The 14232-nt window shown below is 41.9% G+C and carries 11 protein-coding genes; 10 read left to right on the top strand and 1 reads right to left on the bottom strand.

Features of this window, described 5'->3' with window-relative positions; all coding sequences use genetic code 11:
• The first annotated feature begins 177 nt into the window (after nt 1-177).
• The 9 genes from MWG72_RS08460 to MWG72_RS08500 all read left to right on the top strand — a co-directional run bounded on the left by MWG72_RS08460 (nt 178) and on the right by MWG72_RS08500 (nt 11590).
• Nucleotides 178-1926: a SulP family inorganic anion transporter gene (locus MWG72_RS08460; RefSeq protein WP_247143758.1), complete on the top strand. Its 1749-nt coding sequence runs from the start codon at nt 178-180 to the stop codon at nt 1924-1926.
• Nucleotides 1927-2252: 326 nt separating this feature from the next.
• Nucleotides 2253-3449, top strand: coding sequence for a serine/threonine transporter SstT (gene sstT, locus MWG72_RS08465; RefSeq protein WP_247143760.1), 1197 nt, complete (start codon nt 2253-2255; stop codon nt 3447-3449).
• 42 nt (nt 3450-3491) lie between these two features.
• Entirely contained in the window at nt 3492-4166 is a 675-nt protein-coding gene (locus tag MWG72_RS08470; protein ID WP_247143761.1) for a YoaK family protein, read from the top strand.
• A 15-nt stretch (nt 4167-4181) separates the two neighbouring features.
• Complete coding sequence (locus MWG72_RS08475; RefSeq protein ID WP_216986065.1) at nt 4182-4718, top strand: DUF2058 domain-containing protein; 537 nt, start codon at nt 4182-4184, stop codon at nt 4716-4718.
• 187 nt (nt 4719-4905) lie between these two features.
• The gene (locus MWG72_RS08480; protein ID WP_034619144.1) at nt 4906-6159 is read left to right on the top strand and encodes a mechanosensitive ion channel family protein; all 1254 of its coding nucleotides are present in this window, start codon (nt 4906-4908) and stop codon (nt 6157-6159) included.
• 226 nt (nt 6160-6385) lie between these two features.
• On the top strand, nt 6386-8239 hold the full coding sequence (locus MWG72_RS08485) for an ABC transporter ATP-binding protein (RefSeq protein WP_247143762.1): 1854 nt from the start codon (nt 6386-6388) through the stop codon (nt 8237-8239).
• Nucleotides 8240-8688: 449 nt separating this feature from the next.
• Nucleotides 8689-9717, top strand: a complete 1029-nt coding sequence (locus MWG72_RS08490; RefSeq protein WP_004280421.1) for an AraC family transcriptional regulator — start codon at nt 8689-8691, stop codon at nt 9715-9717.
• An 82-nt stretch (nt 9718-9799) separates the two neighbouring features.
• Complete coding sequence (gene gcvH, locus MWG72_RS08495) at nt 9800-10174, top strand: glycine cleavage system protein GcvH (RefSeq protein WP_004731147.1); 375 nt, start codon at nt 9800-9802, stop codon at nt 10172-10174.
• A gap of 240 nt (nt 10175-10414) precedes the next feature.
• Nucleotides 10415-11590, top strand: coding sequence for an MFS transporter (locus tag MWG72_RS08500; RefSeq protein WP_247143763.1), 1176 nt, complete (start codon nt 10415-10417; stop codon nt 11588-11590).
• A gap of 78 nt (nt 11591-11668) precedes the next feature.
• Here MWG72_RS08500 and MWG72_RS08505 read toward each other — a convergent pair whose 3' ends face one another.
• The gene (locus MWG72_RS08505; protein ID WP_247143765.1) at nt 11669-12868 is read right to left on the bottom strand and encodes a PilT/PilU family type 4a pilus ATPase; all 1200 of its coding nucleotides are present in this window, start codon (nt 12866-12868) and stop codon (nt 11669-11671) included.
• A 777-nt stretch (nt 12869-13645) separates the two neighbouring features.
• On the opposite strand from MWG72_RS08505, the gene MWG72_RS08510 reads away from it, so the two are divergent.
• Nucleotides 13646-14002 carry a hypothetical protein gene (locus tag MWG72_RS08510; protein ID WP_005251954.1) on the top strand — a complete coding sequence of 119 codons (357 nt, stop codon included), beginning with the start codon at nt 13646-13648 and terminating at the stop codon, nt 14000-14002.
• Nucleotides 14003-14232 lie beyond the last annotated feature (230 nt).

The following is a 14232-nucleotide window of genomic DNA, read 5'->3' on the forward strand; positions in this document are numbered from 1 at the left end:
ATATCGTTCTACACCATTCAATCACGATCATAGAACTTTAAAATAGGGTTTTTGAAATGATACGTGACTGACCCAGATGTTTCATTTTAAACATGATTCATCAAGAATCTAGATCAGCTAAGACTTCTTAGCAGAATTTGTGCATAATATATCTATATTTGTGATTTAGACCTCTTTATGCAAAATTCCAAGTCTAAACTTCTGCATAGACTGCCTGCCTGGGCATGGTTAAGCCACTACACGCCGGTCAAATTTAAGTCTGATGTGCTGGCTGCCCTGATTGTGGTGGCAATGCTGGTGCCTCAAGGGATGGCCTATGCCATGCTGGCAGGATTGCCGCCGATCATGGGTTTATATGCCAGCATCCTGCCGATGATCATTTATGCCCTGCTCGGTGGGAGTTCGACTTTATCGATTGGCCCGGTAGCCATCATTTCCATGATGACTTTTGCTACGCTCAATCCACTTTTTGAAGTCGGCTCACCGGTCTATATCGAAGCTGCGACCTTATTGGCACTGATGGTCGGGATTATTTCCCTGCTTTTGGGATTATTCCGTTTTGGTTTTCTGATCCAGTTGATCAGTCATCCCGTGATTCAAAGCTTTATTATTGCCTCTGCCTTATTGATTGCGTTTGGGCAGTTAAAGTTTTTGGTCGATCTTCCTTTAAAAGCCAATAATCTTCCGGAGTTTGTCAGCAGTTTGCTGCAATATTTCCCGTTGCTGCACGTGCCGAGCCTGATTTTCGGCCTGCTTTCTATGGGTCTGCTGATCTATCTGCCCAAGTTATTAAAATCTCAGGCTGTACAAAGCCGGATCGGCTCTACAGATTTTTTAGTCCGTGCGGTGCCCCTGATTCTGGTATGCCTCGGGATTGCGGCGATTGTCTTTCTGGATTTAAAGCTTCAGGGCATTAAAACCGTCGGTGCAATTCCTTCCGGTTTTCCGCCCTTGTCCTTTCCACACTGGAACTGGGAACTGGTGATGACCTTGTTACCAGGTGCCAGCATGATCGCCATGATCAGCTTTGTGGAATCCTTGTCGATTGCTCAAGCGACAGCCTTACAGCAACGCAGTCATTTAAACAGTAATCAGGAACTGATCGCGCTCGGTCTGGCCAATATCAGTGCAGGCGTGAGTTCAGCTTTTCCGGTAACGGGCAGCCTGTCGCGGACGGTGGTGAATGCCGATGCCGGTGCCAAATCACCTATGGCCGGTGTTTTATCCTCGATTCTGATTATTTTCGTGAGCCTGTTCTTTACCGGATTTTTTGAAGATCTGCCGCTGACCATTCTGGCCGCGACGATTATTGTTTCCATCTGGAAGCTGGTTAATTTCCAGCCATTTTTTGATGCCTGGCGTTATTCCAAGGCAGATGGTCTTGCCATGTGGATTACTTTTCTCGGCGTTGTTCTGATTGATATTTCCACCGGTTTGATTATTGGGATCGTCTCGACCTTTGTGCTGATGCTATGGCGAATCAGCCGTCCGCATATTGCGGTTGTCGGTCTAGTGGAAGGAACCCAGCATTTTCGCAACATTCAGCGGCATCAGGTCAGTACCTCCGATCGGGTGCTGTCACTGCGGATTGATGAGAATCTGACGTTTCTGAATGCCAATAGCTTCAAAGGTTATCTGATCAATGAGATCAGCCTGAATGACAAGCTACAACATGTGATTATCAACTGTTCCAGCATCAGTGCGATTGATCTGAGTGCCCTGGAAATGCTGGAAGATTTAAATGCAGAACTGGCCAAACTGGATATTCGTCTGCATTTTGCCGAAGTCAAAGGCCCGGTTATGGACAAACTGCAAGCTTCTAAATTGATGACGCATCTGAGCGGTCGGATTTATTTGACGCATTTTCAGGCGATTCAGGACCTAGCACCAGAGATCTTTGAGCAGTATAAAGATTATACGATTTAGAACAGCAGATACTTAAATTATGGCCGGAGATTCCAACCGGCCATAAGTGAGCCTTTTCTAAATTTTCAAATATAATTTGAATTTATCTCTTTAACTTTGATATTTATTTCATGAATATAATTTTAAAAGTGATGATTTATTAATCCTTTTAGGAAGTTTTTCTTCAATATAAGCAATGTTTTAAACCCGTTAATTTTAGAATACATCAATAATATCAATATCTTGGTTTTTATATGAAAATATATTTTAAGCCTTGTTTAAATTAAGTATAAAATAACGCAACTTTTTCCCAAATTTAGCCCTCGTAATTTTCACAAGGCAACATTATGTTTTCTGCCCTTATGCGCATGAGCTTAGTCTCTCGAATCATCATCGCCATTATTTTAGGTGTGGGTGTGGCTGTGGTATTTCCCGAAGCTACTCCCTCATTAAGCCTATTGGGCGACCTGTTTATTAAAGCCTTGAAGTCTGTTGCACCGATTCTGGTTTTCATTTTAGTTTTAGCTTCTATCGCGAATTTTAAGGTGGGTCAATCCAACACCCCCATCAAACCGATTATGATCATGTATGCAGTGGGTATGTTCCTTGCTGCACTGAGCGCCGTGGTTGCGAGTATCTTATTTCCAAGTACGCTGTTTCTGGATATCGCTGCACAAGCTGACTTACAGCCACCTGGCAGTCTGGTAGAAATCCTGAAGAATTTACTGCTCAGTTTTGTTACCAATCCGGTCGTTGCGATTGCTGAAGCAAACTTTATTGGTATTCTGGCTTGGGCAGTGGCCTTGGGTATTGCCTTCCGTCATGCATCTGATAGTACCAAAACGCTTTTAAATGATGCGGCCTTTGCGGTTAATTATGTGATCCGTCTGGTGATCAATTTCGCGCCTGTGGGTATTTTTGGTCTGGTGGCAGTCACTTTTGCTGAATCTGGTCTGGACACGCTGACGAGCTATGTACATTTGTTGACTGTATTGTTAGGCACAATGGTGTTTGTTGCACTGGTCATCAATCCGTTGCTTGTTGCTGCCGTTACTCGCAAAAATCCTTATCCACTGGTGTTCACCTGCTTACGTGAAAGTGGCATTACCGCCTTCTTTACCCGTAGTTCAGCAGCCAACATTCCGGTCAATCTGGACTTGGCGAAACGTCTGGGTGTTAAAGAATCGACTTCAAGCATTGCCATCCCTCTGGGAGCGACCATCAATATGGGTGGTGCATCAGTGACTATTACGGTTCTCGCCTTGGCAGCAGTCAATACCTTGGGCATTAGCGTGGACTTTAGTACCATGCTGATTCTTTCTGTGGTGGCAACCGTCTCGGCATGTGGTGCTTCTGGTGTTGCAGGCGGTTCATTGTTACTGATTCCAGTTGCATGCGGCCTGTTCGGGATCTCTTCGGATATCGCCATGCAAGTCGTTGCGATTGGTATGGTCATCAGCGTATTGCAGGACTCTACTGAAACCGCGCTAAACTCATCGACTGATGTTTTATTTACTGCAGCAGTAGACCGCGCATCAAATTGATTTTATATTGATTAATCAATATGTTTAGCCAATGATGTTGTTATGCCATTACAGCGTTTACCTACCTGGATACAATTAGGGGCGTTTTTTCTTGCGGTCAATGCCGGCATGATTAACGTCTTGGGTCTGGTGACGGTACTGCACCAGTCTGTTTCACATATGACCGGCAATGTCAGCATGCTGGCTATGGCCCTACTGAACTGGCAACCAGAACAGATGTTGTATCTCTTTTTGGTCACACTCTGCTATGTCATTGGTTCATCCTATAGCGGACTGATTCTTGGAAATAGTCACTTTCGCCTGGGGCAGCTTTATGGTTACCCTTTAAGCCTGGTGGCTATTTTTATTTTGATCTGCTGGTTATTATTGCCCTATTTCCCGCGCTACGCCTTGTTATGGGCCTGTGTTGCCATGGGTGTGCAAAATGCCATGGTTAGCCACTATAAAGGCGCCATTATTCGCACCACGCATTTATCTGGCGTACTGACCGACCTCGGCTTGGCGATGGGCTACCGTTTGCGCGGTTTGGAGGTAGAATCACGACGCGTGGTTTTGCATCTGCTTATTTTGCTCGGTTTTTTAAGCGGTGGCATTCTTGCCAGCTGGCTATATCCTTATTTAAAATTAAATGCATTCCTGATCCCGGCAGTACTGAGTCTGGTTCTCAGTCTCATCTATTGGGTGATTTATTTACGTTATCGACATCAACACGACTAATATCTGGACATTCTCATGGTTAAAAATGCATTGCAGGCACAATTGTTAAAGGCAGGATTGGTCGATAATAAAAAAGCCAAAAAACTGTCTAAACAGGCTGTGCATGAAAAACGCACCGGTGACAGCACTGAGGCTCAAATCAAGGCCAAGATTGAACAAGACAAACAGCAAAAAATGGCCAAAGACCAGGCCATTGAGCAAGAGAAAAAAGCCCAGTTGCAGGAAAAAGAGCTGAAAGCTGCAATTATGCAAATGATCAATCAGCACAAAATCCGTGATACTGATGGCGATGCGGTGTATCAGTTTATTGATGACAGTAAAATCAAGAAAGTCTATTTAAATCAGCAAATCTATAATGCGCTGGTGGCAGGCAGTCTAGTGATTGCCCGTGAAAATGACAGCTATGCTTTCTTGCCTAAAGCTCTGGCAGATCGTATCAATGCGAAAATGCAGGGCTTTATTATTGTGAATAATTCAGAGAAAAATGAAGAAACCACTGATGAAGAAGATCCGTATGCAGCTTATGTAATTCCTGATGATTTGATGTGGTAAGCATCGCGCTATCATTACTGAAATATTGAAGATCAGAAACCGGCGAATTCGCCGGTTTTTTCATTTTTATGCACTTTTATTGAATGATTCTGACCAATAGATATGTTTTAAAAAGTTATCCAATATTAAAAAATCTGATCCAAACCTATAAACTTGATCTAAATTTCTGATTGAAGAGAAAGATCGTTTGGAACAGTTTAATTTTATTCGGAATATTCAAGAATGGGCAAATCAGTACCCATGGCTGGAAATGCTATCTTCACTGAGTATTGTGATTTTACTGGCGATTCTTGCCAATCTATTTGCCAAACAGATTGTGGTACGCGGAATACGTCAACTGATTTCCAGAATGCCTTTTGCCAATAATCAGATTTTTGCTGAGCATAGCGTGATTCGCCGGATTGCCAATATTGTTCCGGCAGTGGTGATCATGAACGGGATTACCACGGTACCGCATTTATCTGACAAGGTTGAGTCCTTTGTGCAAATGGGGGCACAGGCTTTTATCTTCCTGACGATTGCCCTGGCTCTTGGTGAATTACTGAATATTTTTAACCTGGTCTATCAGCGTAATCCCAAGTCACGTAACAAACCGATTAAAGGTTATTTGCAGCTGGTCAAACTGATTATCTTTATTGTCTGTGGCCTGATGATTCTCGGCACTTTCCTGAAAAAAGATGTCTTTACCTTGCTGGCTGGCTTCGGTGCCATGGCCGCGGTGTTGATGCTGGTCTTTCAAAATACCATTTTGTCACTGGTGGCGTCAGTGCAGATTTCATCTTATGACATGGTGCGGATTGGCGACTGGATCGAAATGCCCTCGCTGAATGCGGACGGCGATGTCATTGATATGTCATTACATACCATTACGGTACAGAACTTTGATAAAACAGTGACCACGATTCCGACCAATAAACTGGTGACGGACACCTTTAAAAACTGGCGTGGCATGCAGGAAGCCGGTGCACGCCGGATCAAGCGCTCGATTCATATTGATCAAAGCAGCGTGCATTTTATGTCGGCTGAAGAACAGAACAAGCTGAAAAATTTTATTCTGTTGGATCAATACTTAAATACCAAGTCAGAGGAACTGGAACAATTTAATCTGCAACTGAGCCATCATTCGCAATATAACCAGCGCCGTCTCACCAATCTGGGAACTTTCCGTGCCTATGTAGAGTTTTATCTACAACAGCATTCGGGCATTAGTAAAAATCATTCCCTGATGGTGCGCCAATTGCAGCCAACCAGTGAGGGTTTACCATTAGAGATTTATGCCTTTACTAATACCACCGCCTGGGTGGAGTATGAAAATATCCAGTCGGATATCATGGATCATCTGCTGGCGATTATTCCGGAATTTGGATTAAAGGTCTATCAAGCGCCTTCAGGTCTTGATTTAAAAGAGGCATTTACTCAACCGTCTTCTATTATTACTTAAACACAAGTCATCCAATACCAAGCCTGAGGTGTTGCTGCATTTCAGGCTTTTTTATTTGATGAGATGTTTAAAACCTCACTGGCATAAATCTGGCTTTAGTTTAATTTTTATAATCTAAGTTTTAATTGATTGAATCATTTTATGGCAATTTCACCCAATTACGGGCTTAAAAAAACAGAATCCTTTATAATTCCCGAAAAGCAAAATGCATGATAAGAGTATGATAATGTTTCGATGGCTTGAAAGACTGGTTGACCCCTATCCCACCAAAAATCTGAACCAACCTTTACCGACCAAGTTTTTTCCATTTGTCTGGCAGGCAGCCTATGGAGTCCGCCGTTATTTGCTGATTCTGGTGCTTTGTACCGCCGGGGCTGCCAGCTTAGAAGCCTTACTGTATTCAAAAATTGGTGAGCTGGTGAACTGGCTGAGTAAAAGCCAACCAGATACTTTTCTGGAGCAACATACCAGTAATTTAACCTTGCTGAGTATTGTTCTGCTGGCCAATATTTTTTTCGCCAGTGCACAATCCCTGATCAAGCATCAAATTTTGTACAGTAATTTCCCGATGCGTTTACGCTGGCGCTTTCATAATCTACTGATGAAACAAAGCCTGGATTTTTTCCACAATGATTTTGCCGGACGATTATCTGCCAAAGTCATGCAAACCGCTCTGGCAGTGCGCGAATTCTGGGTCATTCTGGGTGACATGCTGGCTTATGTGCTGATTTATTTCATCACCATCAATATTGTTTTGGGTGCGATTTCACCCTTGCTGATCATTCCATTGATGGTCTGGCTAGCCTTGTTTATCTGTGCAGCGTGTTATTTCATTCCACGTTTGAGCAAAATTTCCAATGCTCAAGCGGATGCCCGTGCCGTCATGACCGGGCGTATTACGGATGCCTATACCAATATTCAGACCGTGAAGCTGTTTGCTCATGCCGGCCGTGAAAGTCAGTATGCCAAGACCTCTATGCAGGAATTTATGGTAACGGTATATAAACAGATGCGTCTGGGTGCCCAATACGAAATCAGTATTTTACTGCTGAGTGTAGTGTTATATGGCGGCGTACTGGGTACTGCGATCTGGTTGTGGATGGAAGGTCAGGCCGAGCTGGGCATTATTGCTGCAACTACAGCAATGGTACTGAAACTGAACAGTATTGCCGAATTTATGATGTGGCAGACCTCTGCCCTGTTTGAAAATGTCGGTACCATTCAGGATGGTATGAAAACTTTAGGCCGCAAAATTGCCATTGAAGATAAACCGGGTGCCAAAGAGCTACAGCTCAATCACGGTGAAATTAAATTCGAAAATGTCAGCTTTGCCTATAATGATAAAAACGTGATTGATCAGTTTAATCTGACCATTCGCCCAGGTGAAAAAATTGGTATTGTCGGCCGTTCAGGTGCCGGGAAATCTACCTTGATTCAACTGTTGCTGCATTTTTATCATATCAATCAGGGTCGTATCTTAATCGATGGTCAGGATATTGATGAGGTCACTCAGGACAGTTTGCGCAAGAACATTGCATTAGTGACTCAAGATACTTCACTGCTACATCGCACTGTCGCGGAAAACATTAAATATGGTCGTCCAGATGCGACTGATGAAGAAATGTTTGAAGCCGTACGTAAAGCCAAAGCGGAAGAGTTTATTCCCAATCTGACGGATTTGCGTGGCAAAAAAGGCTATGAAGCCTATGTCGGTGAACGTGGCGTGAAACTTTCCGGCGGACAGCGTCAGCGAATTGCAATTGCACGTGTATTCCTGAAAGATGCGCCGATTCTGATTCTGGATGAAGCGACCAGTGCGCTGGATTCTGAAGTCGAAGCCGCCATTCAGAACAGTCTGGACGACTTAATGCAAGGTAAAACCGTGATTGCCATTGCGCATCGCTTGTCGACCATTGCCCAGATGGATCGTCTGATTGTACTGGATCAGGGTCGAATCGCCGAGCAAGGCACGCATGATGAACTGGTGGCATTGAATGGTATCTATGCCCAGCTTTGGCAGCGTCAAACTGGCGGCATGCTGATTCAGCAACAGGTCAAAGCATCAAAAGATCATGAATAATATGATCTGTAGAAGATTTCAAAACTTCTGATCATTTGCTCGTCCTTAATATTGAACAGGTCTGGAAAAAGGAAAACTTTGCCAGACCTCTCTTTTTAAAATTTTCTCTACAGATGAACAGCAAGTTGCCATCTATCTGGTATTTTAATGAAATGACATAACTCTCTAGTTCTGAAAGCTCTCTGAAGAAGTCCTATTCAATGCTTAAGCAATTTCCTTGTCCTTAGTTAGCCAATGCAGAGATGTGTCCGGTTCAATAAAATAATTTTAATTTCATCAATAAAATTATGTGGTTTAAATTGATTTTAATGCTGAATTCAGGCTAATCTGCCAGTGGCAGAGTCACAATCGCCAAAATTTTGTCCAACAATTTTAATGAAAAATTTGGCGGCTTCATGCCAATATCTATTTATAAATAAAAAAATTTGAATGAGTGCAACGGATCGCGCATGAAAACAATTGCTCCACGCCAAGACCAAGGAATTCCAGGTGTTTACGGTCTCCTGCTTCTCGATGTCATTTCCCGCTGGGGTTATAACAATGAATCGCTTTTCCAACCTTTTAGCCTGACCAGTGAACAGTTGGCAGATCCTGATTTTCGTATTCCAACCCCTGTCGCCAACGAACTGGTCAAATATGCCCTGAAACTGACCGGAGAGCCGACCTTGGGTTATCATCTCGGCACACAGATGCGGATCTCGATTCATGGCTTTATTGGCTATGCGATTATGACGGCGAATAATATTACCGATGCGCTGGTACTGGCGAATCGATTTATTCAACTTCGTTTACCCTTCCTGCAACTGTTTTTCTCGACTTTTGGTGCCAAAGCCACGGTACAGCTGCAAACCGATATTCAGCTTGAACCGCTGCGCACCGAAATTTCCATTGCCTTGATGATTGGTCTGATCAGTATGGCCAAAGCCATTACAGGCGTTACCGATGCCACGGGAGAAATCGACTTCGATTTTAAGAAGCCGGAAGGTTTTGAACGCTTTATGGCGAAGTTTCCAACGCATCAGTTCCGTTTTGAACAACCGCATTTAATTCTGAGCTTTGATAAAAGTTACCTGATGAATAAGCTGGTGCACGCCGATCCGATTGCCAGCCAGATTGCGATTAACCAGTGTGAAACGGAACTTTCTGCCTTGGGCGAACGGCATCGGATTGCGATGCGCGTCCGAGATATCTTGACCCATGCCGAGCAGCATTATCTGAGTATTGAAAGTGTGGCGGATCGCTTACACATGTCTGACCGCACCTTAAAACGTCAACTCGCCGCTGAAGGCACCTCATTTTCTACCCTGGTCGATGAAGTGCGTTACCGGCATGCCACCTCGTTATTGTCCCGGACAGATTTCACTCTGGAACAGATTGCCGATGAACTGGGCTATAGTGATGTCGCCAATTTTAGCCGGGCGTTTAAACGCTGGAGTGGTCGCAGCCCGAGCAACTGGCGCAAAGATCCTTATTTATAAGGGAGCATAAGCCTTTTGTTTTTCTTAAAAAGAATGTATAAAACATGTCAAAAATGATCTTAAGATTTTTAAGGAGTTATCAATGAATCATCCTGCAGAATTAAAGTACGCAAGTACACATGAATGGGTGCGCATTGAGGGTGATCTTGTTGTGACCGGTATTTCCGACCATGCACAGGATGCGTTAGGTGATTTGGTTTATGTCGAAGCACCAGATCTTGCTTCACATATCACTGCAGGCGAACAAGCTGGCGTGGTTGAATCAGTAAAAACAGCTTCTGATATTCATGCGCCGGTGTCTGGTGTAGTGGTTGAAATCAATCCTGATCTTGAAGATGATCCTGATTTTATTAATGATGACCCATACGGCAAAGGCTGGATCTATAAAATCAAGCCAGACAATATGGCAGATGTCGAAAAGCTGCTTTCCAATACAGAATATGAAGCTGGCCTCTAAGCCCTTTTAACTTTAAAAAAATCAGCCTCCGGGCTGATTTTTTTATTAAAGATCAAGCGTTGCATTTCCTAGTTCAAATTAAATTTCATGCATTTATCATGAAATATCATTGTATTTTTCACTTATTTTTCTTAAAGTCTTGCTCATATCTCCTTCGCTCCTAGATAGCTCGCGCTTATTTATAACAATAATTTCCCATGCTGAGCCCAGCGTCTTACAGCATATCATTTTAGGAAAATCATGAACGCCATTGCAGCGCCACTATGGACCAAGTCATTTGTGCTTTGTTTGGCCAACAACCTATTTTTATTTATTTTCTATTTTGCACAAACCACAATTTTGCCAATATACATCTTAAAAGAATTAGGCGGCAACCTGACTCAGGCAGGTCTGGCCATGACCTTGTTTATGGTGTCTGCCATTGCAGTGCGACCTTTTAGCGGTTTAATTATCGAAAAATTCGGGGTGCGTAAAACCCTGATTATTTCTGAAGTGTTCTTTAGCTTATTTTCACTTACTTATCTGTTGGCAGATCAGCTCACGATTCTGTTTATCATCCGTTTCTTACACGGCATCTGGTTCAGTATCTTGACTACAGTTTGTGTGCCTGTGGTGAACCAGTTTATTCCGGAGCAACGTAAAGGCGAAGGCATGGGCTATTTTGTCATGTCGGTTAATCTGGGGATTGTTTTAGGTCCATTTATAGGCTTGAGCCTGATTGAACACTGGTCTTATTTTCAGGTCAGCATGCTGTTGATCACCTTGGTTTTTATTGGATTTGCCTTCTGTTTTTTGATTCCGGTCAAAGAGCCTGAAAAAATCATCGAAAATACCAACAACAAAACATCGCTTGAGCTGAATGATTTTGTGGAAAAGAAAGTGCTGCCTGTCGCGGTACTGGCTATGCTAATTTCATTTTCTTATGCCAGCATTATGTCCTTTATCGCGCCATTTGCAGCCAGCAAGGATTTAATGGCCTATGCGGGTTTATTCTTTGTGGTTTTCGCCATTTCCATGATGAGCCTACGGCCGATCACCGGAAAAATTTATGATCGTAAAGGTCCGCAGTATGTGATTTATCCGGCATTGCTGGCTTTTAGTTTGGGTTTATTTTTACTTAGCCAGATTCAGACCTTATGGGGATTCATGCTGGCTGCAGTCATGGTTGGCGTGGGCTTTGGCAGTGTGCAACCGTGTATTCAAACCTTGGCGATTCAACGTGCGCCCAAGCATCGAATTGGCTATGCAACCTCAACTTTTTATACTTTTTATGATCTGGGGATTGCCATCGGTTCACTGCTGATTGGTGCCATCATTGCAGCTTACAGTTATCAATTTGCTTTTATACTATGCGGTATTTTAACCTTAAGCAGTATTATTTATTTTAAGCTGGTGGTGCAACGTAAAACCGTCTAGTTTTATGGATTGAATAATAAATAAGATCAATAAAAAAAACAGGCAGAAAATTCTGCCTGTGATTTTTTGAGTAAATGTTTATTCTGACACCGAAGTATTCTCTGCTTCTTTCTCATCCGCTTTTGGATCTTGCATCATGGTGAATTGGGTTGCTTCACTAGCTGGTGCAGTACTGTCCTGTCGGTTACTTTTCAGCTTGATCTGCAGGCGTAACTCATTGGTAGAATCGGCATTACGCAAAGCTTCTTCATAGGAAATGGCGCCTTGGTTATACAGATCAAATAAGGCTTGGTCAAAAGTCTGCATGCCCAGTTCACGGGATTTAGCCATAATGGCTTTCAGCTCATGAAACTCGCCTTTCAGGATCAGGTCGGAAATCAAAGGCGTATTCAGCATGATTTCAATCGCTGCCCGACGGCCTTTACCATCTTGAGTCCGAATCAGACGCTGTGAAATAATTGCCTTCATATTGGATGACAAATCCATCAACAACTGATTCCGGCGTTCTTCAGGGAAGAAGTTGATAATCCGATCCAAAGTCTGGTTGGCATTATTGGAATGCAGAGTTCCCAAACACAAATGGCCAGTTTCCGCAAAAGCAATCGCATGTTCCATAGTTTCAGTATCGCGAATTTCGCCGATCAGAATCACATCTGGTGCCTGACGCAAGGTATTTTTCAGCGCATTATGCCAGGAATGGCAGTCCACTCCGACTTCACGATGAGTAATCATGGATTTTTTATGCTTGTGCACATATTCAACCGGATCTTCTACGGTAATGATATGCCCGGCTGAATTTTCATTTCGATAGTCAATCATGGCTGCGAGTGAAGTTGATTTACCGGAACCTGTTCCTCCGACTACCAATACCAGTCCACGTTTTTCCATAATCACATGTTTCAGAGATTCCGGTAATTTCAGCTTCTGGAAATTTGGAATTTCTGCAGTAATGGTACGAATCACCATGCCAACATTAAGTTGTTGTACAAACACATTGACCCGAAAACGGGAAACACCTGGCACGGTGATGGCAAAATTGCACTCAAGTTCAGTTTCAAATTCTTTACGCTGTTTATCATTCATCAGACTGTAGGCAAACAGCTTGGTTTTTTCAGCTGTGAGTTCCTGCTGTCCAAAAGGTTTCATTAAGCCTTGATGTTTAATACTCGGTGGAAAATCAGCCGTAATAAATAAATCTGAACCGCCATATTCCACCACTTTAGTCAGCATGTGATGCATGAATTTTTTTGCTTCGTCCAACAATTCTGCCGTGAACATCTTTTCCCCCGGAAATGCACAACTGCACAAACCTTGATCTTAGATTTATGCCAAATATTTTAATTTGATTGTGCAGCGTTTTATAAATATGCTCAAATATATTTGATTTATAAAGAAAATATTTTTTAATATTTATGTGACCTACTTCAATAAAAATTAAATTAAGTAGAAGTATTCAAGCTTTTTAAAGCAACTCTGCCAAAAAAATAGGATTGTAATTTTAAAGGTTGAATTCTGTTAGACGATTCATTATTTGTCATTTGCGACATATAGAATGTTATTTTTCTTTCTTTATGATTACCAACTCCCCTATTTTTTATGTACCAATTTCGGTTCTATTAGATGTAATAATGAATTATGAAAAATAGGATAATGTTTATGAAAATTGAACAAAATCGTGGAACTTTGCTCAAATAACAGGCGTGAAACTTGGTAAATTATTAAAAAAGCCCGATTCAGCTAAGTTAGGCTTTTTATTTGATTATAAAAATATGATTTATATAAAATAAAATAGAGAATTTCGTATAACGTGTATTATGTTAATTTTAGGAAAACTTAAACGAAATCACCAAAAACTATGAAAAAAAATCAGCTTTTTTATATTATTTAGATGTTACAGCACCATTTTATTATTTTTATCTTGTACCCACTGTAATCGCATTAGTCATAGTCAGTTTTGATTTCTCATTTCAGGGCTTATTTCCGACCACAATTGACTCTTCGATTTCAAGCCAACATAAGTTTCTAAATGACTATTTTGCAATATGTAATTTTTTCGTGATTGGGCTTATTGTTATTAATTATTTAAGACACCCACTACCAGCCAAATATGTAAGACAAATACGTCAGCATTATGCAACATTAAATAAGAACCAGCAGTCTATCAATGGCTGGCTTGGCATTGTATTTTTCTGTTTTACTTTAGGCCTAATGAACCTGACTTGGTTTATTATTAATGATGAGCCTCTCCCACCATATAAAGAATGGCGCAAAGGCGATACTCTTACCTACTTAAACAGTTTCGCACATCCTTATATTTCTGCTATTGCTTTTAGTTTGCAATATGCCCTCATGGTATTCTTTACATTAATATTTATGAACATATTTGATAATCGTAAATATAGACAAAATTAATATGCTTAGTGCCATTTAACATAATGGCGATTATACGAAAGGCCCTTGTTAGAACCCATTTAAAGTGTCTATATTCTCACCAATAAAAATGTCTGGTTTATGATGGTTTTTATCACCATGGACTGGATATAAAATATAAATGCTGATCACTATGTCTGATAAAGAAATTCAACGTCTTGCAGTTCTGCAAGACGTTAGAGATCATCGTATTACCCAGGTCCGTGCTGCTG

This window comes from Acinetobacter lwoffii, from assembly GCF_022967985.1.
Classification (GTDB): domain Bacteria; phylum Pseudomonadota; class Gammaproteobacteria; order Pseudomonadales; family Moraxellaceae; genus Acinetobacter.

What these genes read in the sequence shown, in the direction of transcription:
- sstT (WP_247143760.1), top strand. Translation starts at nt 2,253, where the DNA reads ATGTTTTCTGCCCTTATGCGCATGAGCTTAGTCTCTCGAATCATCATC.
- MWG72_RS08490 (WP_004280421.1), top strand. Translation starts at nt 8,689, where the DNA reads ATGAAAACAATTGCTCCACGCCAAGACCAAGGAATTCCAGGTGTTTAC.
- MWG72_RS08475 (WP_216986065.1), top strand. Translation starts at nt 4,182, where the DNA reads ATGGTTAAAAATGCATTGCAGGCACAATTGTTAAAGGCAGGATTGGTC.
- MWG72_RS08470 (WP_247143761.1), top strand. Translation starts at nt 3,492, where the DNA reads ATGCCATTACAGCGTTTACCTACCTGGATACAATTAGGGGCGTTTTTT.
- MWG72_RS08485 (WP_247143762.1), top strand. Translation starts at nt 6,386, where the DNA reads ATGTTTCGATGGCTTGAAAGACTGGTTGACCCCTATCCCACCAAAAAT.
- MWG72_RS08460 (WP_247143758.1), top strand. Translation starts at nt 178, where the DNA reads ATGCAAAATTCCAAGTCTAAACTTCTGCATAGACTGCCTGCCTGGGCA.
- gcvH (WP_004731147.1), top strand. Translation starts at nt 9,800, where the DNA reads ATGAATCATCCTGCAGAATTAAAGTACGCAAGTACACATGAATGGGTG.
- MWG72_RS08500 (WP_247143763.1), top strand. Translation starts at nt 10,415, where the DNA reads ATGAACGCCATTGCAGCGCCACTATGGACCAAGTCATTTGTGCTTTGT.
- MWG72_RS08505 (WP_247143765.1), bottom strand. Translation starts at nt 12,868, where the DNA reads ATGTTCACGGCAGAATTGTTGGACGAAGCAAAAAAATTCATGCATCAC.